The sequence below is a fragment of the Desulfoscipio sp. XC116 genome (assembly GCF_039851975.1).
Taxonomy (GTDB): domain Bacteria; phylum Bacillota; class Desulfotomaculia; order Desulfotomaculales; family Desulfallaceae; genus Sporotomaculum.
In genome coordinates this window covers 850,192-873,722 of the sequence record NZ_CP156660.1, presented here as the reverse complement: position 1 = coordinate 873,722, position 23,531 = coordinate 850,192, and the positions used below count along the sequence as shown (strand labels likewise).

The 23,531-nt window shown below is 48.6% G+C and carries 14 protein-coding genes, 3 rRNA genes and 1 riboswitch; of the genes, 3 read left to right on the top strand and 14 right to left on the bottom strand.

The annotated features are described in order from the left end of the window. Positions 1 to 117: 117 nt before the first annotated feature. From ABDB91_RS03995 to ABDB91_RS03975, 5 genes are all read right to left on the bottom strand, one after another. Complete coding sequence (locus ABDB91_RS03995) at positions 118 to 1,512, bottom strand: MFS transporter (protein ID WP_347490344.1); 1,395 nt, start codon at positions 1,510 to 1,512, stop codon at positions 118 to 120. A gap of 300 nt (positions 1,513 to 1,812) precedes the next feature. Continuing rightward, positions 1,813 to 1,927: ribosomal RNA gene (gene rrf, locus ABDB91_RS03990) — 5S ribosomal RNA — on the bottom strand. 219 nt (positions 1,928 to 2,146) lie between these two features. Further along, a 23S ribosomal RNA gene (locus tag ABDB91_RS03985) occupies positions 2,147 to 5,095 on the bottom strand. A gap of 306 nt (positions 5,096 to 5,401) precedes the next feature. Next, positions 5,402 to 6,935 (bottom strand): 16S ribosomal RNA (locus ABDB91_RS03980). Together the 16S, 23S and 5S rRNA genes form the textbook arrangement of a ribosomal RNA operon. A gap of 504 nt (positions 6,936 to 7,439) precedes the next feature. After that, positions 7,440 to 7,898 carry a hypothetical protein gene (locus ABDB91_RS03975; RefSeq protein WP_347490343.1) on the bottom strand — a complete coding sequence of 153 codons (459 nt, stop codon included), beginning with the start codon at positions 7,896 to 7,898 and terminating at the stop codon, positions 7,440 to 7,442. Between the two features lie 253 nt (positions 7,899 to 8,151). Here ABDB91_RS03975 and ABDB91_RS03970 point away from each other — a divergent pair, with 253 nt between their 5' ends. Further along, the gene (locus ABDB91_RS03970; protein WP_347490342.1) at positions 8,152 to 8,343 is read left to right on the top strand and encodes an aspartyl-phosphate phosphatase Spo0E family protein; all 192 of its coding nucleotides are present in this window, start codon (positions 8,152 to 8,154) and stop codon (positions 8,341 to 8,343) included. 101 nt (positions 8,344 to 8,444) lie between these two features. Here ABDB91_RS03970 and thiC read toward each other — a convergent pair whose 3' ends face one another. Further along, the gene (gene thiC / locus ABDB91_RS03965) at positions 8,445 to 9,743 is read right to left on the bottom strand and encodes a phosphomethylpyrimidine synthase ThiC (protein WP_347490341.1); all 1,299 of its coding nucleotides are present in this window, start codon (positions 9,741 to 9,743) and stop codon (positions 8,445 to 8,447) included. A 160-nt stretch (positions 9,744 to 9,903) separates the two neighbouring features. After that, positions 9,904 to 10,020: riboswitch (TPP riboswitch) on the bottom strand. A gap of 309 nt (positions 10,021 to 10,329) precedes the next feature. Here thiC and ABDB91_RS03960 point away from each other — a divergent pair. Next, positions 10,330 to 11,574, top strand: a complete 1,245-nt coding sequence (locus ABDB91_RS03960; RefSeq protein WP_347490340.1) for a hypothetical protein — start codon at positions 10,330 to 10,332, stop codon at positions 11,572 to 11,574. Positions 11,575 to 11,927: 353 nt separating this feature from the next. On the opposite strand, the gene ABDB91_RS03955 is transcribed toward ABDB91_RS03960, so the two are convergent. From ABDB91_RS03955 to ABDB91_RS03940, 4 genes are all read right to left on the bottom strand, one after another. Continuing rightward, complete coding sequence (locus ABDB91_RS03955) at positions 11,928 to 13,223, bottom strand: hypothetical protein (protein ID WP_347490339.1); 1,296 nt, start codon at positions 13,221 to 13,223, stop codon at positions 11,928 to 11,930. Between the two features lie 42 nt (positions 13,224 to 13,265). Continuing rightward, positions 13,266 to 14,867 (bottom strand): methyl-accepting chemotaxis protein, encoded by a 1,602-nt coding sequence (locus ABDB91_RS03950; protein WP_347490338.1) that lies wholly within the window; start codon positions 14,865 to 14,867, stop codon positions 13,266 to 13,268. Positions 14,868 to 15,217: 350 nt separating this feature from the next. Next, on the bottom strand, positions 15,218 to 16,318 hold the full coding sequence (locus ABDB91_RS03945) for a BsuPI-related putative proteinase inhibitor (RefSeq protein WP_347490337.1): 1,101 nt from the start codon (positions 16,316 to 16,318) through the stop codon (positions 15,218 to 15,220). A gap of 158 nt (positions 16,319 to 16,476) precedes the next feature. Next, complete coding sequence (locus ABDB91_RS03940; RefSeq protein ID WP_347490336.1) at positions 16,477 to 18,357, bottom strand: methyl-accepting chemotaxis protein; 1,881 nt, start codon at positions 18,355 to 18,357, stop codon at positions 16,477 to 16,479. A gap of 430 nt (positions 18,358 to 18,787) precedes the next feature. Here ABDB91_RS03940 and typA point away from each other — a divergent pair, with 430 nt between their 5' ends. Next, positions 18,788 to 20,566 (top strand): translational GTPase TypA, encoded by a 1,779-nt coding sequence (gene typA, locus ABDB91_RS03935; RefSeq protein ID WP_347490335.1) that lies wholly within the window; start codon positions 18,788 to 18,790, stop codon positions 20,564 to 20,566. Between the two features lie 131 nt (positions 20,567 to 20,697). On the opposite strand, the gene ABDB91_RS03930 is transcribed toward typA, so the two are convergent. The 4 genes from ABDB91_RS03930 to ABDB91_RS03915 form a co-directional block, all read right to left on the bottom strand. Continuing rightward, entirely contained in the window at positions 20,698 to 21,510 is an 813-nt protein-coding gene (locus ABDB91_RS03930) for a JAB domain-containing protein (protein WP_347490334.1), read from the bottom strand. Positions 21,511 to 21,853: 343 nt separating this feature from the next. After that, the gene (locus tag ABDB91_RS03925; RefSeq protein ID WP_347490333.1) at positions 21,854 to 22,606 is read right to left on the bottom strand and encodes a hypothetical protein; all 753 of its coding nucleotides are present in this window, start codon (positions 22,604 to 22,606) and stop codon (positions 21,854 to 21,856) included. Positions 22,607 to 22,644: 38 nt separating this feature from the next. Beyond that, positions 22,645 to 22,935, bottom strand: coding sequence for a hypothetical protein (locus ABDB91_RS03920; protein ID WP_347490332.1), 291 nt, complete (start codon positions 22,933 to 22,935; stop codon positions 22,645 to 22,647). A gap of 86 nt (positions 22,936 to 23,021) precedes the next feature. After that, on the bottom strand, positions 23,022 to 23,501 hold the full coding sequence (locus ABDB91_RS03915; protein ID WP_347490331.1) for a DUF523 domain-containing protein: 480 nt from the start codon (positions 23,499 to 23,501) through the stop codon (positions 23,022 to 23,024). Between the last annotated feature and the right edge of the window lie 30 nt (positions 23,502 to 23,531).

Below are 23,531 nucleotides of genomic sequence, written 5' to 3'. Positions count from 1 at the left end.
TCCGGTTTGACATTGCTGTCTGAACAAGTAGAATCATAGAACCGACAGGGGGACGGGCTGCTGATAATTGGCAACTCCGCCCCCCCTGTCAGCCCCCAAATAGCTGACTGTTGACTTTTAAGCGGCTTTCCTGCGCCCATTCGGCACCTCTCTTATCAAGGGAGCAGCCGCAATTAGGATTATGAACATAGCTCCGAAGATAACATGAAAGCCCTCCGCTTTATCCTGAAACCGGGAAAGTACCAGCACAATCAGCGAGGTACCGATTACCCCTCCGGCTTGGCGGAACATTCCACGCAGACCTGATATCTCTGCAATTTTATCAGGCATTAATTCAATAGCCGCATTATTGGAAGATGGACTGGCCATACCAACTCCCATCCCGGAAATAAAAATCACAAGAGCCAACCACCAAAAATCAGGGATTGCCAGACCCAGTATAACCGGGTGCTGGGAAAAACTTAAGGCCAAAACGCTTACAGCTAAGACTAAAAAGCCCACCGCCATAGGAATCCTATAGCCTAGACGATTCAACAGCATACTGGTTAACACAGACATGACCATCATGCCCAACGCGCGAGCTGTTAACATCCCGCCGCTGGCCAGATTGGAAAGGCCGTAGGCAACACGGCCATAATATGGTATAAAAGCCATTAGACCGAATACGCAGGCGCCATACAATAGATTAAGTCCATTAATGATAATAAAGGTGCGGTTTTTTAGTAAAGTTAACTCCAGCACCGGTGATGCGGACATATTCTCCCAGCGCAGAAAGGCCCAAAGCAAAAGTGCGCCCGCTAACAGTATAGCCCACGTCAGCCACGAATAAGCTGACAAGGGATTTTCACTAATACGGGTTAAAAAAAACATCAGACATAACATGGTAGCTGCGAGAAAGCTAATCCCTGTTATATCCAACCGGGTGCGATTCACCCTGGTATCAGGCTCCAAAAGCAAGTAAGTCATGGCCAGCACCATTAATCCTGCCGGGATATTAATTAAAAAGATAGCCTGCCAGGGTGCAAAGTCTAAAATCAATCCTCCAAAAGCAGGACCAATGATGCCCCCCAGGGGAAATATAGTAGTAAACAGACCAATAGCACGGGCACGGTTTTCCTTAAAATAGTCGCCTACGATTCCCATTGAGGTAGGCATAAAGCCGCTGCCTCCAAGTGCCTGCAGAAAACGAAACAGTATTAACATATAAATATTGGTTGAAAGTGCACAAAGAAAAGAACTGGTGGTAAAAATGGCTACACAGACTATCAGTACACGCTTTCTTCCCCACTGGTCACTAATGCGTCCCATTACAGGCAACATGATCAGAGTCATTAGCTGATATGCGGTAATTATCCAGGCCGTCCAACTGAGATCCGCTTTCAAGCTATGCTGGATAGTCGGCAGTGCAGTAGCTACGATGGTGGAATTAGCGGATGACATTAATAATGCTAGTGCAGTTATTGAAAAAATAACATATTTACGGTTCTGCCCGCCGAATATAGCCTTGAGCATTATCCGCCTCTCTTTCAGTTTGCCTGTTCATAGAAACCGCTAAAGCATCTCAATCATTACCCCTGGTTATGAAGTCTACCGGGCAATTATAAAAACCGTGGACGGAAATTACCCGGTATTGATAAAGCTGAACTACAGTGACCATAAGGATAAGGGGTTAATATTGCAGCCTTTCATGTCAATATGCCCATTGAGATAAAGTTTTGCTCTACAAAAAATTTTATTCCCTTTGGGGCGTAACACAAGTGGCGCGCTAAAATAACCCCTTGGTTTTTGCCAAGGGGTTATTTTTAAAATTAATTCCGGCGACGACCTACTCTCCCAGGGCAGATGCCCAAGTACCATCGGCCTCGAAGAGCTTAACTTCCGTGTTCGGGATGGGAACGGGTGTATCCTCTTCAGTATGGTCACCGGAAAACTTTATAAACTTTTAGGAAACCTCATTAAACTATGTCACGTATATTATCTAAACATATTGCTTAGGTATTTGTCAAGCAGTTCCCTCAAAAATGCACAGCTAAGCAAGTTTTATTTCAACAAGTAAACTATCTTGTATCCGGCAGCAGTATGGTTGGTTTATCGCCTAACGGCAACCAACCGCCAACTTCCGTAACAAAATCAGAGCACCGAATTTAAGGTCAAGTCCTCGACCTATTAGTACCGGTCCGCTGCACACATTGCTGTGCTTGCACGCCCGGCCTATCTACCTGGTAGTCTGCCAGGGGTCTTACTCCATTAACTGGATGGGAAACCTTATCTAGAGGGGGGCTTCGCGCTTAGATGCCTTCAGCGCTTATCCCGGCCGGATTTGGGTACCCAGCGCTACCGCTGGCGCGATAACTGGTACGCCAGTGATCCGTCCATCCCGGTCCTCTCGTACTAGGGACAGCTCCTCGCAAGTTTCCTGCGCCTGCGACGGATAGGGACCGAACTGTCTCACGACGTTCTGAACCCAGCTCACGTACCGCTTTAATGGGCGAACAGCCCAACCCTTGGGACCTACTACAGCCCCAGGATGCGATGAGCCGACATCGAGGTGCCAAACCTCCCCGTCGATGTGGACTCTTGGGGGAGATAAGCCTGTTATCCCCGGGGTAGCTTTTATCCGTTGAGCGACGGCTCTTCCACGCGAATGCCGCCGGATCACTAAGCCCGACTTTCGTCCCAGCTCGACTTGTTGGTCTCGCTGTCAAGCTCCCTTTTGCCTTTACACTCTATCCGCGCGATTTCCAACCGCGCTGAGGGAACCTTTGGGCGCCTCCGTTACTTTTTGGGAGGCGACCGCCCCAGTCAAACTGCCCACCTGACACTGTCCATGGAGCCGATTCAGGCTCCGGTGTTAGAATTTCAATATCACAAGGGTGGTATCCCAACGGTGGCTCCGTTAAGACTGGCGCCCTAACTTCTCAGCCTCCCACCTATCCTGTACATGCAATACCAAAATCCAATGTCAAGCTGCAGTAAAGCTCCACGGGGTCTTTCTGTCCTGTCGCAGGTAGCCGGCATCTTTACCGGCATTACAAGTTCGCCGAGTCCCTCGTTGAGACAGCGCCCAAATCGTTACGCCTTTCGTGCGGGTCGGAACTTACCCGACAAGGAATTTCGCTACCTTAGGACCGTTATAGTTACGGCCGCCGTTTACTGGGGCTTCGGTTTAAAGCTTCGCTTGCGCTAACCTCTCCCCTTAACCTTCCAGCACCGGGCAGGCGTCAGCTCCTATACGTCATCTTGCGATTTAGCAGGAACCTGTGTTTTTGGTAAACAGTCGCTTGGGCCTTTTCTCTGCGACTCCTTCATGCTCTGACAGTTAATGTCTTTACACTAATGGAGTACCCCTTCTCCCGAAGTTACGGGGTCATTTTGCCGAGTTCCTTAACGAGGGTTTTCTCGCGCGCCTTAGGATTCTCACCCCACCTACCTGTGTCGGTTTGCGGTACGGGCACCTTAGAGCCTCGTTAGAGGTTTTTCTTGACAGTTTGGGTGCAGCCACTTCGCTACTTGTTTTCGCTCCCCGTCACTTCTCAGGCTTCTTGAACCGCGGTTTTGCCTGCGGTTCGCCCTACGAGCTTGGACGCGCTTTTCCATCCGCGCGCTTGGCTTGCCCTGCTGTGTCACCCCATCCTTATAACGGCTTTAAGGTGGTATCGGATTCTCCACCGATTGTCCATCGCCTACGCTTTTCAGCCTCGGCTTAGGGCCCGACTTACCCTGGGCGGACGAGCCTTCCCCAGGAATCCTTAGGTTTTCGGCGGGCAGGATTCTCACCTGCCTTTGCGCTTACTTATACCGGCATTCTCACTTCCCATCAGTCCACTACTCCTTACGGTATAGCTTCTATCCAATGGGAACGCTCCCCTACCAATTCATTGCTGAATTCCGCAGTTTCGGTACCGTGCTTGAGCCCCGTTACATTTTCGGCGCAAGGTCACTTGACCAGTGAGCTATTACGCACTCTTTAAATGGTGGCTGCTTCTGAGCCAACATCCTGGTTGTCCGGGCAACCTCACATCCTTTGCCACTTAGCACGATTTAGGGACCTTAACTGGCGGTCTGGGCTGTTTCCCTCTCGACTACGAATCTTAGCACCCGCAGTCTGACTCCTGTACTTTAATAGTCCGGCATTCGAAGTTTGATTGAGTTCGGTAACCGGTGAAGGCCCCTAGCCCATTCAGTGCTCTACCTCCGGCTATTTTGTACAAGGCTAGCCCTAAAGCTATTTCGGGGAGAACCAGCTATCTCCGGGTTCGATTGGCATTTCACCCCTACCCACACCTCATCCACCGCCTTTTCAACGACGGTTGGTTCGAGCCTTCACGAGATGTTACTCCCGCTTCACTCTGGACATGGGTAGATCACCCGGTTTCGGGTCTACTTCAGCGTACTATGACGCCCTTTTTAGACTTGCTTTCGCTGCGGTTTACGGCCTTGATCAGCCTTAACCTGGCACGCTAAAGGTAACTCGCCGGTCCGTTCTACAAAAAGTACGCCATTACACGTTAATTGTGCTTTGACTGGTTGTAAGCGTACGGTTTCAGGTTCTGTTTCACTCCCCTCCCGGGGTGCTTTTCACCTTTCCCTCACGGTACTTGTGCACTATCGGTCGCTAAGGGTAGTTAGCCTTGGAAGGTGGTCCTCCCTGATTCCCACGGGGTTTCTCGTGTCCCGCGGTACTTGGGATGCTCTCTGAATTGACTTGCCTTTTCGCCTACAGGGCTGTTACCTTCTGTGGCCCGCCGTTCCTGGCGGGTTCGGCTAAGGTTGTCAGTCCGTTGTGAGAGTCCCGCAACCCCTATTCCGCACGCGAAATAGGTTTAGGCTGGCCCCGGTTCGCTCGCCGCTACTTGGGGGTTCTCGGTTGATTTCTTCTCCTCCGGTTACTTAGATGTTTCAGTTCACCGGGTGCCCTTCTTATGTCTATGTGTTCAACATAAGATGTTACCTCGTTACTGGTAACGGGTTGCCCCATTCGGAGATCTACGGGTCTATGCCTGCTTGCGGCTCACCGTAGCTTTTCGCAGCTTACCACGTCCTTCATCGGCCCTTAGCGCCCAGGCATCCACCGTACGCTCTTTCTAGCTTGACCTTTTGGTCTTCGGCGTCTTGTGCTTTTTACCTGTGCTTTACTTATACTTGCTTGCTTTCGCTGTGCAGTTTTCAAGGAACGTGCGGAGTTTTGCTTTCGGGGCTTGGCTGACCTTTTTTAGCGGTTGTCCAATGCCTTCGGCTTATCCGTTTTTTTTAATTCGGAGACTGTTTGCGACGCCTGACTTTTGTCTGGCGTCGCTGTGTAGTCCCTCAAAACCAAACAGTGCGTTTTATAGAGATGTCCGACCTAGGATTTAGGTGGTGGGTTATGGCTATACCAGTAACCACCACATAATCTCCTTAGAAAGGAGGTGATCCAGCCGCACCTTCCGATACGGCTACCTTGTTACGACTTCACCCCAATTACCGACCCCACCTTCGACGGCTGTTCCCTTTACAGGTTAACTCACCGGCTTCGGGTGTTGCCAACTTTCGTGGTGTGACGGGCGGTGTGTACAAGGCCCGGGAACGTATTCACCGCAGTATGCTGACCTGCGATTACTAGCGATTCCGACTTCATGCAGGCGAGTTGCAGCCTGCAATCCGAACTGGGACCGGCTTTCTCGGGTTCGCTTCACCTCGCGGCTGCGCGTCCGTCTGTACCGGCCATTGTAGTACGTGTGTAGCCCAGATCATAAAGGGCATGATGATTTGACGTCATCCCCACCTTCCTCCGTTTTGTCAACGGCAGTCCCTTTAGAGTGCCCAACCTCACTTGATGGCAACTAAAGGTAGGGGTTGCGCTCGTTGCGGGACTTAACCCAACATCTCACGACACGAGCTGACGACAACCATGCACCACCTGTCTTCCTGTCTCCCGAAGAAGAAGACTGTGTTTCCACAGCTGGCAGGAGATGTCAAGACCTGGTAAGGTTCTTCGCGTTGCGTCGAATTAAACCACATACTCCACCGCTTGTGCGGGCCCCCGTCAATTCCTTTGAGTTTCAGCCTTGCGGCCGTACTCCCCAGGCGGGGTGCTTATTGCGTTAACTGCGGCACTGGAGGGGTCGATACCCCCAACACCTAGCACCCATCGTTTACGGCGTGGACTACCAGGGTATCTAATCCTGTTTGCTACCCACGCTTTCGCGCCTCAGCGTCAGTTACAGGCCAGGGAGCCGCTTTCGCCACTGGTGTTCCTCCCAATATCTACGCATTTCACCGCTACACTGGGAATTCCACTCCCCTCTTCTGCACTCAAGCCCGACAGTTTCAATCGACAGCTACCGGTTAAGCCGATAGGTTTCACGACTGACTTGCGCAAGCCGCCTACACGCCCTTTACGCCCAGTAATTCCGGACAACGCTCGCCCCCTACGTTTTACCGCGGCTGCTGGCACGTAGTTAGCCGGGGCTTCCTCCAAAGGTACCGTCATTTGTTTCTTCCCTTTGGACAGAGTTTTACAATCCGAAAACCTTCATCACTCACGCGGCGTTGCTCCGTCAGGCTTGCGCCCATTGCGGAAGATTCCCCACTGCTGCCTCCCGTAGGAGTCTGGACCGTGTCTCAGTTCCAGTGTGGCCGGTCGCCCTCTCAGGCCGGCTACCCATCGCGGCCTTGGTAGGCCGTTACCCTACCAACAAGCTAATGGGACGCGGACCCATCCTGTAGCGGTTTGCACCTTTCTTCATCCGGTTATGCAACCAGATGAACTTATCCGGTATTAGCACCGGTTTCCCGGCGTTATCCCAGGCTATGGGGCAGGTTATCCACGCGTTACTCACCCGTCCGCCACTTGGTTTAGCAAGAAGTAAACTCCTCGCTAAACCCCGTTCGACTTGCATGTGTTAAGCACGCCGCCAGCGTTCGTCCTGAGCCAGGATCAAACTCTCCATAAAAGTTTATGCTAAGCGGGTTTGGTCTGCTTTAGGCTGCCCAGCCTTATTGGGCTGGATGACTTTATAGCAGCTTGTGCCCGTTTGCTTTTTAAGTGAGTTTAATCTGCTCGTTTTATGATTTACTCGTTTATTCGTTTGCTAAAAACCGCTGCTGTTTGGCTTTGGCTTTTAGCTTCGTTTGACGAGGTTTGATTGGCCGCCGTCGCTTGGCTCGGTTATTAATAACCAACCACGTCCGGCGTCCGTTTCCATCTCTTTGCACTGTTTAGTTTTCAAGGACCGGGCGGTCGTCGTTTGGCGACCGGAATTGTATTGTATCACTTTGATCGGCTTGTGTCAAAGGCAATTTGTGGTTGCCCCGGCGATTTATTTATCGCCTTACCAGTATTGCACTGGCTTGGTTTTTTACACCGCCGCTGTAGCAGCGACATTTGTAATAATACCACCTAAAATAGTATTTTGCAACAGGTATTTTATAACAATATCAAAAACATGCATCCCAGATCATTCTCCCTCTTCAACGGTCCATTCTTCATCCCAGTTCATAATTTGACTGATCTTACGTGAATTACGGTTAATGAAATTGGTGGCAAACTGGTCGGCGTCCTTTTCCGATCTTTCATCATCACTGGTCAAGAAACTTGTGGCAGCCTGATACCGATGCCTGAGTTCATGCACCAAAGCATGCAGCGAATACAACTGTTTGCTATGCACATCATCCCCGTCATCAGTCTGCACAAAAATAAAGATATACACCGCATCGTTAGATTCGTCGTAAATTCCTTCCAACTCACCACCAAACTCATCCAGAGCGAAATTAAAGCACAGGGGGTAGAATTTAATGATATCCAGCCTTGTTTCATAAACCACAATACTACGCGGTTTATAATCTTTACCTAAAAGCTTGATGATGCCCTCTATTTGTTTGTTGGTGATAATATTTTGGTTGTTGATTATTTTCATTGCAATTTCCCCCCAGCACTATATTCTCCACCAATAATACCGGTATTGCATGTTCGCTGGCCACCTGCTTAATACTTCTAACTGCTATAACCATTATATAATTGTTTTCATTATGATTCCACCAACCTCAAAGCCACCCAAACAATTAATATTTCTTAACGCAACTTATTATATAAACCGACAATGTTTTTGGCATTATTTTGCAGGAAATGCCACTGCTCATCAAGAATTGTATATTCCCGAGGTGATACGCATGTCCCGGGAGGAAATAATTGCAGAAATAGAACGCCTGCGTGCCAGAATGTATGATCTGGTCGACGCAGGCACAAATAATGACGATTTAATCATGGCCAGCCAAGAGCTGGATAGGTACATAGTAATGTACCACATGGCCGCCAATTTAGACTCTTACACCATTATTACACCATTAATCTTTCATCCTTGAAGGCTGCCCCAATATTAAACTGTCTCCTAGCTTATTTCTGCACCGACTCACCCTCTTACATTCTTTAGCAATTACATCATCCGACTATAAATTACCGCTGGCTAACAAGGCCCGGTTTTGCGGCCCAGGTACCGGCTGACAATCTTCATAGAGCAATACGGGCCGCACATGGAACAGCCGGTTTCATCCCGATGCTTGGTATATTGTTCAAATGTGCGCGGGTCTATAGCCAGCCGTTTTTGCTCGGCCCAGTTCAGATCTTTGCGAGCCTTGGCCATAGCCAGGTCCCATTCACCGGCGCCCTGCACGCCCTTAACAACGTCCGCCGCGTGACCGGCAATGCGCGACGCCATAATACCTTGGCGCACCGCCTCTTCATCCGGCAGGCCCAAATGCTCAGCCGGTGTGACATAGCATAGAAAGTCGGCTCCCGCGGCGGCCGCTATAGCGCCACCAATAGCCGCGGTAATATGATCGTAACCCGGAGCCACATCTGTGACCAGCGGGCCTAGAACGTAAAAGGGGGCATTGTGACAAAGCCTTTTTTGCAGCTTGATATTGGTTGCCACCTGATCCAGGGGCACATGACCCGGGCCCTCCACAATAACCTGCACCCCGGCATCGCGGCAGCGATCCACCAATTCACCCAGGATAATCAACTCATGGATTTGGGAGCGATCGGTAGCATCGGCAACACAGCCCGGCCGCAAAGCATCACCAAGGCTTAAAGTGACATCATAGCGACCGGCAATAGCTAGAATGTCATCAAAATATTCGTAAAAGGGATTTTCCTTTTCGTTTTGCAGCATCCAGCCCAACAAGAAGGAGCCGCCCCTGGAAACCACGTCGGTAATGCGAGGGTCCTTTTGCAATCTTTCCAGAGTGGCCAGGGTGAGACCCGCATGAACGGTCATAAAATCCACCCCGTCTTCGGCTTGTTTTTTAATAGCAGCCAGTATTTCGGCAGGCTCCATATGCACCACGCCACCTCTTTTGGCTACGGCCTCCACCGCTGCCTGGTAAATAGGTACCGTGCCAAAGGCAATCTGGCAATCCTTGATTAGCTCCTGCCGAACCCGATCAATGTTGGAGCCGGTACTTAAATCCATCACGGCGTCGGCTCCGGATTCTATACTGACAGCCAGTTTTAGCTTTTCTTCGCTAATATCGGAATAGCTCCTTGAAGTGCCTATATTAGCATTAACCTTGGTTTTTAAGCCCGCCCCAATGCCACAATATTGTCCTCTCGGGCGCAGGTTATTGACAGGGATAACTATGGTTCCTTGAGCTATCCCCTGCAGTATTTCTTCGGCACCCCGCCCCTCTTGTGTGGCAACTGAACGCATTTCCTCCGTAATTTCACCTTGCAATGCTCTAGTGTACTGGGTTAGTGCAGCCATTAAAAAAACCTCCTTTGTTTTTCCAACTAGTTATTTTATAAAATTATATTGATAACCACGATCACTTAATTAACCCGCCCAATCGATAAAAAACCGCCAACCACAGAAGGCAGACGGCTTTGCCCTTAAACTAAAATCCCTTCCAGGTTGGAAGGGATAAGTGCAATTTCTGCCGCTTTCCTCCGCTGGTATTATCCAGGTCAGGTTCAAGGGTTTAGGCCTCTTCTCAGTGCGGCCCCTCTCAGCCCGGACTTTCCGGGCACCCCTAGCGCTAATAAATATTTGGTTTTTTTTATTATATTGCAAGCTTTTATATAACGCAAGCGTTTAGGTAAAATGGCAACTGTCATTGCGGGCGCAAGCAAAGCAATCCCAAACCGCATAGCGGCATGAATGTCTATGAACAATTTTCTCACTTTTTTCACTTGTCAAGCATATATTTGATTAAGCTCATTTTTTGTTAAGTGCTAAAACCCTGGAGCAAGGAGCTGTTCTATTACAGGTCCGGGAAAAACACCTCCGGCCTGGTGACCTTTAGAATAAAGGTTAAATTTACAAATTTAGAGGAAAGGGGGATTGTAAAAATATGCCCATTCAATATTTATACAGCGAGCCTGACAATGTCTTATGCGTCAAGATTAAAGTCCCTGTGGTTCTGGCAGAAGAAGAAGTGCAAGTTATTGTTGACAACATAGCCACTTTGCCCGAAGTGGCCCAAAAAATTGACCATATTGACGCACGACTGCAGGACTTTGATGCCAGACCGGTTTTCATACACGAAAACGGCGACCAGTGGATTAGCGTGATAGAAGAGGAAGGCTGGGAAAGATTCGGCTGGCATCGGACTGAACACCGTCAGCCCGTGGTGAAAAAAGTATTGGTCAGTGGCACGCTGCATAAACAGATTTATTATGTTGATAAGAATGACCATGTAAAGCATGTTGGCGAAGACATACCCTTTGCCAAGGATGTAACCCTGGATGTAGCCCAGCCCGTTGTAAACGAGAATGACGTATTTGTTCAACTGCATCACAAAAAAATCGATATGCGCTGGAACTTGAGGCGAAGCTCCAGGCTGCAGCAAACCGGAGTAATGATTTTCCAGGTTAAGGTCGTAGAAGAAAGGCAAATTTTTGTGCAGGTCTGCCCGCAGCTTGACGAGAGGTGTCCCGGAGGAGTTAACCTCCTTAGAGACGGTAACTTCACAGCCTGGGGCACCGACACCGTCCCCATATTTTGGCAAGGCAGCAACATCATGCGGTACAGCAGCGTACTACTGGGGGCTGACCCCGACGAGGCAGCTGTTTTATTCCAAACCATTACCCGGTCTTACCCGTATGTTGCGCCCGCCAGCCGGTTTCGCCTGTGCTTTGATGCAAAAGAAATACCCGACTACAAAAAAGCACCGTCAGGAACGGCATCCTATACTCTTACAGCGGAAGTTATACTTTTTAACGAGTATGGCAACGTGGTTGGCAGCGAATCGAGAAGTTACACAGCCAGCCAGATACCAGACGATAGATCTGCTAATTTTTGTTTCAACGGCACAGTACCGGAGGAAGCCAGGGAAGCGCTGGTCCGCTTTAGTTTTGAACCTATAAATCCGACAGGGAACAGCACTAGAGGTCACCTACCGCCACCATGTCCACCGCCGTGCAAACCGTTACCACCTCCATGTATACCGCCTCCGTGTATACCGCCGTCACCGCCGTGCGAACCGTCGCCACCGTGTGTGCCACCGCCAAGCCCACCGCCGCCGAGCACACCCGTTAATACCAGCGCCGTGGTTATTAACAATGTTAGGTTGGAGTGTATGGGACTAATAACATAATGGTTTACCGGGGGAAGCTGCGAATCGGCTCGGCTGCTTCCCCTTCTATTTAGCGCCGGTCGCGCACCATCACTTCCCGCACCAGCCGCTTTAAGCAGCGGCATTCTTTACTTTCAGCAGGCTGCCCCGGGTAATGTATTTGCGTTTGTAAGAGGCTGCTGTTTCCAGCTATCCCGGCAGCAGCACGATGATATCTTTGACTCTTTAGACAGCCTCAATCTTAGATGCATAGTCAAGCGAATACTTGAACAGCGACCGGCGAGTTTCTGAGGGAGGATAGCAACCGCCCGCAGCCCGGCGGCGGTTTCCGGGACGTGGCGTGGATCAGCTGTTCTTTTTTGCTTGCCCGGAAATTATCTGAGCGGCTCCGGCGTGGGTTCCGGCGCATTGGGAAGCTTATCGACATTGAGACTGTTTGACTCCGTCAGGGCCGGCACGCTGACGATGGTACCATCGTCCACTTGTTGTGTTAATTTAAAGGATGCCGCCATATCGAATTCCACCACCCCGGCAGTTTTGGATGTAGCGGAAAGGTCTGTGTTCCGGGTTGTTTTTTCGCCCTTAATCGTCATGTCGCTTTCAATCGCTCCGTTAAAAGAGATACCGTCCGGTTCGGTAAAACTAAGTTTTAAATCATATGTGCCAGTCAGGTTATCCGCTTTGCCGGCGGACTCCGAGTTGATATCAATTTGGCCGGTCAAACTAGATTCCGGCTTCAGGGCTATGGACGCATCTAAACTTTTTTGGCCGCCTGGGATGATCGAGGTTTGCCACTTAAATTGTTCTACCTGAATGAAGTTGCCAATCATTTTAACCTGGTCTTCAGTGGGCCAAGTCCCATTTTTGACGGCGCCATGAATATCTGCGATTATTTCGGCCTTTATTTGCGCCTGGTTATCCGCAGCGTCGGCAGTGTCATATACGACGGCAATGTTGGCAATGATGTCGGCAAAACGCGTTTTTTCGTCCTTTACTTTTTGCAGAACGGCGTTCACTGTGGTTATGAGACCGTCTTGGTCCAGCTCCAGCGTAACTGTGCTGCCGGAGACGGAAAAGTATTCCGCGGGTATCGCCTCCACGAGGAATTTAATCAGCGCCTTGATTTCCGCGTTGATTTGGTTGATTCGGTTCATCTCGTTGTTTTGGTAATTAAGCAACGACGGCCAGATTTCGCTAATTTCCGGGACGCTCTGGTAAAGGTATTCCGGGTATTGGTCCGGGAGACCCATGTCGCTTTGGGGCGCCAGTTCCTGTAAAGCGGTAACAAAACTTTTGCTAAAGATAAGCTTGTCGTCGGACAGGTATATCTGCCCCCGGTAATCTTTGTTATCGTATTTTAAATTCAGGTCCACACCGGCTTTTTTGCCGGGTACGTCCAGTTTATAATCGCAGCCCAGACTGGTGCCGATGGGGATGCTAAATTCCTCCAGGCTGTTGCCTTCGAGCCTGTCGATCGTTAAAGTTGCGTTGCCGGACAAGTGGTTGTGGAGCTTCCGAGCAGGTTCAAAATCCATATTGTCAATGGCGGTCAGCACCAGATCTTTGGGAGACACGGTGGCGGCCAGGACGGCAAAGGTAAAGCCAAAACACAAGATAACGGCTAAAACCAAGATTGCCAAAGTTTTTCTTTTTATTAACCTACTCCTCATAAACATCCACCTCATATTTACAGATTTATTGGTTTTTTATTTTTAAACCAGCTTAAATCGTTTGGATAGCTCATCCAGTTCACCGGCTAGACCAGCCAGACTCTGCGTAGTAGAGGCAACCTCCTCCATAGTGGCTGTTTGCTCTTCAGTTGCCGCGGCCACGTTTTGCACTCCTGAATTCATCTGCTCAATTGCCGCTGCCACTGACTGTATATCATCCGCCATACTTTGAACAGCGCCAATAATTCTTTCTATGGTTACTTTCACTTCCCGCACCACCTGTGCCCCGGTTTCCACCTGGGCTCCGCTTTGCTGCATACTTTCAACAGCCTTTTGGGATTCATACTGGATAGAGGTTATAAGAGAGTGGATTTCCTTGGCCGCCCCGGCGGACTGTTCAGCTAACTTCCTCACTTCATCGGCCACCACCGCAAAACCCCGACCGTGTTCACCTGCGCGAGCCGACTCTATGGCCGCATTTAAAGCCAGCAAATTAGTCTGGTCGGCTATGCTGGTAATAAGCTCAACAATTTGCGTAATTTTGCCGGCGGACTCACTTAAGCCGCTAACAACTTTTCCGCTGCTATCCGTCGTTTTTTGTATAACGTCCATTTGAGCAACAACGCTATTCAGGCCTTCATTCCCTTCTTTAGCGTGAGCGGCAGCCTGGGTGGAAACATCGGAGATATGTTTAGCATTGGCGGCAACCTGCTCCACAGTAGAGGCGACTTCGCCAACGGTGGAAGCGGTCTCTGTAGCTGCCGCTGATACATTCTCAGCACTAGCGGACAATTCAGCCGCAGACGATGCAACATAATGCGACTTTTCCTGAAGCTGCCTGGCAACATCTTTAAGATTATGCAACATATTGTTAAAAGACTCGGCTAAATGTCCCACTTCATCCTTTGTTCGCACTTTGATCTCTTCTCCTGTAAGGTCGCCGGCAGCTATCTTAGCCGCTTCGGTATCGACCAAACTTACAGGATTGGCAATCATTCGAGCAATAAGGAAAGCAATAATTAAACCTAAAATTATCGTTATTATTACTATTATGTTTGAGGTCATAATTATTTTATTGACATCATCGGTGTTTTTACTGCCGCCTTCTTCAAGCAAGGTTGACTCATATTCACTTAAAGCATTAGCGGCGGTATTTAATCCATCAATTGTTTTTTGGTTGGCGGCAAAGAAATCCATCACATTTTTATCGGCCATAGCCCATTCTTCTTCCCCTTGAGCTAAATCGCGGGCGCTTACCAAAGGAACCAATTGGTCTAGCATTAGCTTCTTGTAGGCATCGGCTTTAGCTTTATAGTCATTGATTAATCGTTCCCCCTCGTCAGTCGATATTAAGGAGGCAATCTTGTCAAGCAGCTTAATGCTCTTATCTAAAGATGCTTGAATTTTAGCCGGACTATCGGAATTACCATCTATAATGTAACCCCTAACGTTAACGGCCGACATGTTAAACTCCGCCCTGGCTGATTCCGCATAGACATAACCATAGGCTTTTTCGTTTATCAGCGCACTATAGTTATCATCCATTTTTTTCATTTCGGCAATAAGGTATAGACAAGAACCGAGCAGCAACAATATAACGATTCCGAAACCAAATAAAATTTTTCCCTTAATGTTTAATTTCATAATAACGCCCCCGTTATATGATTATTAAGGATAACTCACCAACGAGTAATTAATTTTCATACCCCGCTGGGGAATTTACCCTCTTTACCCAGGATATGTTAAACAATACTTTATACGAACAAATTCTACAAAATAAATTATTATCCTTCATAATATAAAAAATATTTGTTCAAATTTTCCTCCTTAGGATAACCGAGGGCATAAGTAGAACCGTTAAAAATCCCCCATTGGCACGGTGCTTATAAATAGGATAAGCACCGTGCCAATGGGGTGACAAGTAATCATGGAAAGCAAGAAGTTGCCGGCTATTTAACAACCGGTTTTTGCACAGCATACAACTGTTAGAACGATTAACTGATGCAGGCCAACCCGACATCATCTATTTTTACTCTACTTGCATTACCGGACCGGGGCCGGAATACAAACCGCAGCTGCAGGCCCTTTGTACCCGCGGGCAGCGCATCGGTTGTAAAAAGGTACTGCCGATAAGCACTATCGGACAGCCGGCCGGGTTTAAAAACCGGACCCACCCGGCCAATCTGACGGCCCTGCTGATCCAGGGGGTGCACCGTAACCTCCAGGTCAAATTTGCTATCCCGGCCGGCACGTGCGCTTTCCATAGTCCAAAACCCCACCCGGTAAGACCGGCCGGAAGCAGCGCCAGTTGTTTGTGCCAGCAGTGCCTGGTCCAAAGACCGGGTGCCCATCTCCGCCGCATACCTGCCGGAACGCTCCAGGGCGGACCTGTTAACGTTTTGGGCCGACCACCCTGCCGGGGTGTAGCTGTCGACCCACCTATCAAGGCCGGGATTAACCAGCATATTGGACTTGGAACAACCGTCAATGTCTGATATGATAACATTCTGTTTATCATCAGGTTGTTTTAGCAGTTCAATCCCCGTATCCACATAGTTCTTCCTTAACTCACGCGACCGATCGTAGGCCCTTAGTATATACGGACCGTGGTGCACATAATCACCCCACCGGTCGTACAGATCCCACTCGCCCCTGTGAGTACGGCATTCACCGGGCTTAAGCAGCATACTACGGCTGCCGCGATCGTATTTGTTCTTTTCGGACCAGCACCAGATATCCTTTCCGCCACGCCGGCATTCAAAGTCAAATAAACGGGCGTCGTCATAGCGAAACCTTCTGGGCACATCGGAAAGGTTGCAATAACTGAATATAATGGGCACTTTTTCCCCGCGGCGAAAATGCTTGCGACCAGTCCGAATATCGTAACGCATCCCATCATAATACTTGTACCTGCCCCATTGCCTGGGATAGTCATAATAGTCGTATTCATAGTCGGGAATGTATACGTGCCGCCCGGGACGAAAATCGTCAAAGTCGTAGTAATCATTAGCTTTATAGAGCCACCGTTCGGGTATATTATACCGGCCGGCTATCCGAGACGGGGTATCGCCGTCTTTAATTAAATAAACAGGCACAGTCTTTCCCTCCTTTAACATGACAGTTATGATATTTTATGTCACACAACGGGGAAAATGCTTTTTAACAGCAAAAAAAATGGCCTGCCCCATATAAGAATAATGGGTTAAGCCATTTTAAACACCCTGATAAATTTCACTTTGAAAAATATTAAGTGTTAATCTTCAGTCTTAAATTTAATTATCCCTTGCTGCAGTTCGTCCGCCAAATCAGCAAGATTTTGGGCGGCGCCGGCTACCTGCTGAATAGCCCTGGCGACCTGATCCCCGGCACCGCTAAGCTGCTTTGTGCCCTCGCTGGCCTGTTCGGCACCGGTGACAGCTTGTTTAAGCATATCCGTATTCTTTTCCACAGCCCCGATAATATGGCTTAAAGAGGCACCGGTCTGTTCCGCCAATTGTACGCCTCCGCTAACTTCATCGCTTCCGCGTTCAATGGCTTTTACAGCTTCCCCAACCCCCAATTGGATATCTTTAATCAATACCGTAATCTCGTGGGCGGCACCGGCTGATTGTTCCGCCAGTTTACGCACATCTTCCGCCACCACTGCGAATCCCCGGCCTTGCTCCCCGGCCCGGGCAGCCTCAATAGCTGCATTTAAGGCTAAAAGATTAGTCCGATCGGCGATATTGGTGATGGTGCTGATAATCTCTCCAATCCGGCTGGATTGTTCATTAAGTTTATGCACAGTTTGATAGACATTTTGAGATGCGGTATCAATAGCATTTATCTTGTCCACGGTTTTTTGAACAGCTTGATTGCCGTCTTCAGCTATCTGACGCATTTGTTCGGATTCCGTGGACACTTCAACCAAATCCTTCGAACATCGGTCCGATATTGACGAAACTTGACTTGTAGTGTTGGCTACTTCTTCAATGGAAGCGCTCACCTCTTCACTGGAGGAAACTAATTCATGACTATATTCAGACAGCCGCTGTGAATAAACCTTGATATCCGCGATAATTTCTCTTAAATTATGCACCATAGTGGCCACCGCACCAGCCAGAACACCCACCTCATCATTGCTCTTGGTTGTTTCAACTTGCTGAGTCAGATCTCCCCGGGCTACAGCCCCCACTACTGTACTAAGCCTGATTAAAGGCTTAATGATGATAGTGGTAATTATTAAGGTGGAAAGCAGTACTACCAACACCGAAGCAACAGCCTGTACCTGTGCAAACTTTAATTCACCAGCTAATTCACTGATTATTTCGGAACGGTCGTTAATTATCTTAATAAAACCGACCGGCTTGCCGCTATAATCCTCCAACGGTACCACAAGCGCCGCCTTGCGCTCGTCATCTACATAAAAGGTTTTAGCCTTTTTAGCGGACAATACCGCGTTAATATTATCTTCCTTTATTGAATAATGGTCTTCTTTGGCGGTAGCTACAAGCAAACCCTCCTGGCCCTCCCAGGATACTCCGGAACTACCCTTGCCGTATATGTAATAATCCCCGCCCATTTGTTTTTGCCACTTTTCCAACAAGGTAGCGTTCAGCCCGGGGCCATATTCCACGCTGCCCACTTGTTCACCTTGGTACATTACCGGCATTACCACCCGGAAGCCAAAGCCGGCCTTGCCTTCTTCCAGTCCCTGTACCGTCTTACCGGTATCATTGCACTCTACTACCGTAAAGCGAAAAGAGGACAAATCATCATCGTATTTTTCCGGCTGATGCAGCCGCAAAAAAGACATGGCCGGAGCAAGGTGGAATTGAAATTGTTCTATACCTTCCTGACTGGCCATCTCCCATATCGGCAAAGTTAAGGCAAGCAGCCTTTCGCGATCTCGTTCGGCAAAAGCTTTTTGAATTTCCGGATTGGCGGCCACCGCTTCCAAGCCCAGCCTGGCCTGGTTGAAAACATTATCCATATCGGCCAAAACCCGCTGCGCCACCAGTTCATACTTTTGGTTTTCCTGATCTAACTGCATCTCCACTTTGTTTTTATAATCCTGATATACTATAAGAATTAATACCAGTGAAATAATTATTGTTACCGGTGCTATAATTTTTAAACGGATACTATTTCCCATTTTACCCCCCTAACCTGATAAAAAAGACATCAGAAGACTGCATAAGGCTGGTGCCGCGGTACTAAACTGTCAGCCATCATATTATGTACTACTATAAGTACCGGGAGCAAAAGCTACTTAATCTCACCGTTCCCCCCTTTGCCTTAAAATTACTTCTCGACAAAAAAATCACATGTTACCACTAGCATGAAACTATCAAATATTTACCATAGTTAATGTCAGCACACCGACATTAACTATGTCATATGTGCGACATTTTACACGAATATATGATATATCTCATTATGACACCATAGAAAATGAAAATGCACAATAAGCCCTTGAAGGTGATTATCGCAACTTCAAGGGCTTATTAGTTGAAAAAAACGCTAAAAAAGAGTAATATCATGTAGGTAAATAACAACGCAGGATGCCCGGAAAGGAATATAACATGGATAAAAACATGATTCGCAATCTAGCCATTATAGCCCACGTTGACCACGGCAAAACCACTCTGGTGGACGGCATGCTCAAACAAAGCGGCGTATTCCATGCCAAGCAAGTTATTGAAGAGCGCGTCATGGACCGCAATGATTTGGAACGAGAGCGGGGCATCACCATCATGGCCAAAAATACAGCGGTGCAATACGGCCAGCACAAGCTAAACATAGTAGACACTCCAGGCCATGCCGACTTTGGCGGTGAAGTGGAACGCATTGTCCAAATGGTGGATGGAGTACTGCTATTGGTGGACGCATTCGAGGGTCCCATGCCCCAGACTCGCTTTGTATTGCGCAAAGCGCTGGAAGCCGGACTGGCGCCTATTGTAGTAATTAATAAGATCGACCGTCTGCACGCACGGCCTAAAGAAGTAATTGATGAAGTGCTGGATTTATTTATTGAGCTGGAGGCCAGCGATGCGCAGCTGGATTTCCCGGTCATTTATACCAATGCCCGCACCGGCACGGCCACTTTAGACCCCGGCACACCGGGGTCGGACTTAAAACCGCTATTTGACATGATTGTGCAAAGAATACCCGCACCCGGCGGAGAGCCACAGGCCCCCCTGCAGTTGGGTGTTACCTTGATTGATTACGATACTTACCTGGGCCGACAGGCCATAGGGCGTATCCATAACGGCATAATCAGGGTCAAGCAGGAAGTGGCCGTGCTGAAAGCCGGCAACGAAATGCAGCGCCAGCGAGTAACCGGCCTGTTCGTTTTCAGCGGGCTTAAAAAAATGTCCGTGGAGGAAGCCACTACAGGAGATATAGTAGTAGTAACCGGCCTTTTGGATATTAACGTGGGCAACACCGTTGCCGACCCGGAAAACCCGCTGCCATTGAGTTTTGTCAGTATTGACGAACCCACTATGGCCGTGGCTTTTCACGTTAACAAAAGCCCCTTTGCCGGGCAGGAGGGCACTTACGTTACCTCCCGCAAATTGAGTGAAAGGCTGTTTCGGGAACTGGAATCGGATGTCAGCTTGCGCGTGGCCAACTCCGAAACACCGGATACATTTTTGGTATCGGGACGCGGCGAATTGCACTTGTCCATCCTGATAGAAAACTTGCGCCGGGAGGGTTATGAATTTGAAATATCCCGCCCGCAGGTGGTGGAACGGGTTATTGACGGAGTCAGAAGTGAGCCGGTGGAGGAATTAACTCTGGAAATACCGGAAGAATATGTAGGCATCGTCATGGAACGCCTGGGGCCCCGTAAAAGCGAGCTCATTAACATGCAACATAAAAACGACAGCCTAATGCGTCTGATCTTCCACATACCCACCCGGGGCCTGTTCGGCTACCGCTCCGAATTTATGACCGATACCAAAGGGCTCGGCATTATGCACCACGCTTTCCATCATTACGCGCCTTATCAGGGAGATATCCATACCCGCTCCAGAGGTTCGCTGATAGCCTTCGAGAACGGTGATTCCACCACATACGGACTGGAAAATGCTCAAGAACGGGGCGAACTGTTTGTCGGGCCCGGGGTACCGATATACCGGGGTATGCTGGTAGGCGAACACGCCCGGCCGGGAGACCTGGTCATTAACGTTTGCAAGAAGAAGCAATTATCCAACATGCGCAGTTCCACCTCCGAAGTTTCGGCCAAGCTTACCCCTCCCCGGCCAATGAGTCTGGAACAGTGCATGGAGTTTATCGCCGATGACGAACTGCTGGAGGTGACCCCCAAATCACTGCGCATGCGTAAACAATCGGACTAAATAATTTCCGTTCAATGACCGGGCTGTTGGCTTATCCGGGCGGCCCGGTTGCTTTATTAATTATCAATCATCTACTAGTGGATAGCAGCCGCCCATGCCGTTAACGCAATACCATCAGGGGAAGTCACATTCTAACCAACTGACGAACAGCTGATTTTATATTTACCTGATATTATGCGCTTTTGAAATTCCTTACCATGCGGGATAATGTTTTCCGGGTGCAACTTTATTTTTTTGCCATCCTGCAAGCTAGCCAAAGCTTCAACCAAATAGCTCAGTAAATTATCCTTGGTGCGTAATTTGGTTAACCAGGCCACAAAATTAACATCCACGGGTTTAAATGCAAAAACCCGGGCTAAACAGTGTTTATCATAATACCAGCTTAGAAACGCCAAATTTTGAGCCAATAAATCATTTAATTCGTCCAGCGCTTCATCATGTTCCAGCACCGCACTTATTTGCATTAAAAAACAATACAAAAATCGCTTAATTTCCACACCATTGACATGCAAACACCTGTCCACACAAAGACCCATTTCCGCCAAAGTACGTTTTTTATGGCCGGTAATAATGACATGATCCCGCAATTTAATACCCAGTAACGCCAGTTGCCATTTTAATAACTCCGTGGAAGCAATATCGTCTTCCGATGGGATAACCTCACCATGCCAGGGCAATTTGGGATGATTATGCACCACTAAAGCTTCCTTAAATAATACTTTGTTATCACTTATCATGCGTATAATATTACAGATCGAAGGCGCTATGGCACACGTCTTACTGCAGCATGGCCCACATAACACTTGCATATCGGACTTTTCATCGTATAACACTAAAACCGCTTGTTCCAGGAACCTGGTAGTTATCCTTTTAACCTCCACGATATTGAAAATGTCTTCTGTCTTATACAAGGGTTCACAGGCCGCCATTTTTATGGGAAGCATCTTTTTTTCTACCCCTCGCTTCCTTAAACAAACTCCTCTGCCGCAATACAAATTAAACCATTGCTGCATTTTTATATATATAATACCATTTATCATAAGGCATAACAATAAAATTTTGAGAATATGTAAAATTATTATCAGCCGGCCGACATAATTATTATCGCCTAGCCGACAAAATGAACTTGCTCAGCTAAAGCCGAACATCGAGGCTTCAAATGGGGATTCCACCCCTCCTAAAAGTAAAAATAAAGGGAGTGTCGCAAAACTACTTTCTTAAAGTAGTGAGCGACGCTCCCCTTCCCAGGTTCAGCCAATTATTCCAATAATAATTATATATTGATCATTACGCACCCATATCACTTAATCCGGCAGTAATAGTATCATAACAATACCGGGCCGCCTGAGCACCCTTTTGCAGCAACACCGGTAACCGCTGCCGGGACAGACCGACACCCGCCGGCCGCAGTCTTACTTCTTCCACCAACAGGGCCAAAGCCCGCGGGTCCCGAGCCAGTTCACTTATAATCGCCTCTCCCAGTTCCGGGTCAGCCATGACCAGAGGCATCTCCAACACCTGGTGATCACCACCGGGTCCGCATAAACAGCGCACCCAGGCGGCAGCGGCGGCAGCGAGCGCATCCTCCATAAACGCCTCCAGCATAGCGGCACTTTCCCGTATCTGGACACCGGATGAAGTTTGCCAAACCACTCGGGCCTTTTTACCTGCCGATTGTGTTTTCACCTGCAGCAGCACAGCCAGCAGCCACTTTAAATCACTAAATTCACTAACATCCGGTAACCACCTGGATAGGTCGCCGTGTAATAAGTTAAGAGCAGCACCAAATTCCTCCCGGACTAATAAATGTTCCACCAGTTTATCCCGGTCGGCACACCTGCTTATAGCCACCGCCTGTTTTTTTAAGGGCAGCCGTGCCAGAGATAGCAAAAGATCGGCCCTTTCATCTAGAAGCCCGGGGGACTCCGCCCGCCCGGCCCATTGCGTGGCTAACCAAGGCTTTTCAGTAATCTGCCGTTCATCAATCATCTGTTTGTCCCGTATTTCCTCTATAGCTAATTTGTCATTAATACCACACATATATAACTCTTCCTCTCTATGGCTGGTTAGAATAAAAATCAAAAGACCACTCGAGCCAGGCTGCCTAACAAGTACAGTACGGTTAGAGCGCAAATACCGTAACCAATCAGTTGTTCGAGCAGTGTTTCCTCCTTTTCCAGACAGTCCATTACTGCATCTATAAAGCTAATTTTAGATTTTAATTTGCTGCCCGTCCTATTATTTATAGCCGGACCCGTTTTACTATTTGTCATTACCTCATTGTTAAGATCCATTACCAAACCGGTTTTAAGCCCGGCTACGGCCATTGTTTGACCACATGTTCGCTGCGCGCCTGAACCAATTCGCATAATCACACCCCCGGCCCTACATAGAAAGAGAACAGTTGTTTGTAAATATTATACGCCACAGGCCGCGCAACGTCAAGAGAATCTCCTCAGTCAGAACATATATTCTCAATTTCCTTGCATTTTTTATAATTTTCCTCCGAGTACACTTGAATACCTTCCCTGGTTAACAAAGCAGCGGTACAGCCATAACCGCAGATCTTCCGGCCTGTAAATGTGCCGTCGTAAATCATCGTACTCCCGCAGGATGGACTGCGCTCCTTTAATATAGCCATGCGGGCACCGTTCTTCCGAGCCGCATCCAGCACCTCGACCGCCCCCCGCATAAAAGCAGCTGTTTTATCAACACCCCGGTTGGTTATCACTTTGGCCCTGCCATCAAGCACATCAAAGCCATTGCCGCCCACTATTTCATTGGGATCTCTGGGCACAGGCAGACCACCCAATACCTCGGGACAAACAGGCACGGCTTTACCCGTTTCCACCAGCTTGCGCAATGCGGGGTAATCAAATCCATCACCCAAGTAGCGACACTTTTCCCCAACCAGACAGGCACTGATGATTAACACAGCATTCACCTTTCTTCCTTAAACGTTTAC

What these genes read in the sequence shown, in the direction of transcription:
- ABDB91_RS03995 (WP_347490344.1), bottom strand. Translation starts at nt 1,512, where the DNA reads ATGCTCAAGGCTATATTCGGCGGGCAGAACCGTAAATATGTTATTTTT.
- ABDB91_RS03975 (WP_347490343.1), bottom strand. Translation starts at nt 7,898, where the DNA reads ATGAAAATAATCAACAACCAAAATATTATCACCAACAAACAAATAGAG.
- ABDB91_RS03970 (WP_347490342.1), top strand. Translation starts at nt 8,152, where the DNA reads ATGTCCCGGGAGGAAATAATTGCAGAAATAGAACGCCTGCGTGCCAGA.
- thiC (WP_347490341.1), bottom strand. Translation starts at nt 9,743, where the DNA reads ATGGCTGCACTAACCCAGTACACTAGAGCATTGCAAGGTGAAATTACG.
- ABDB91_RS03960 (WP_347490340.1), top strand. Translation starts at nt 10,330, where the DNA reads ATGCCCATTCAATATTTATACAGCGAGCCTGACAATGTCTTATGCGTC.
- ABDB91_RS03955 (WP_347490339.1), bottom strand. Translation starts at nt 13,223, where the DNA reads ATGAGGAGTAGGTTAATAAAAAGAAAAACTTTGGCAATCTTGGTTTTA.
- ABDB91_RS03950 (WP_347490338.1), bottom strand. Translation starts at nt 14,867, where the DNA reads ATGAAATTAAACATTAAGGGAAAAATTTTATTTGGTTTCGGAATCGTT.
- ABDB91_RS03940 (WP_347490336.1), bottom strand. Translation starts at nt 18,357, where the DNA reads ATGGGAAATAGTATCCGTTTAAAAATTATAGCACCGGTAACAATAATT.
- typA (WP_347490335.1), top strand. Translation starts at nt 18,788, where the DNA reads ATGGATAAAAACATGATTCGCAATCTAGCCATTATAGCCCACGTTGAC.
- ABDB91_RS03930 (WP_347490334.1), bottom strand. Translation starts at nt 21,510, where the DNA reads ATGCTTCCCATAAAAATGGCGGCCTGTGAACCCTTGTATAAGACAGAA.
- ABDB91_RS03925 (WP_347490333.1), bottom strand. Translation starts at nt 22,606, where the DNA reads ATGTGTGGTATTAATGACAAATTAGCTATAGAGGAAATACGGGACAAA.
- ABDB91_RS03920 (WP_347490332.1), bottom strand. Translation starts at nt 22,935, where the DNA reads ATGCGAATTGGTTCAGGCGCGCAGCGAACATGTGGTCAAACAATGGCC.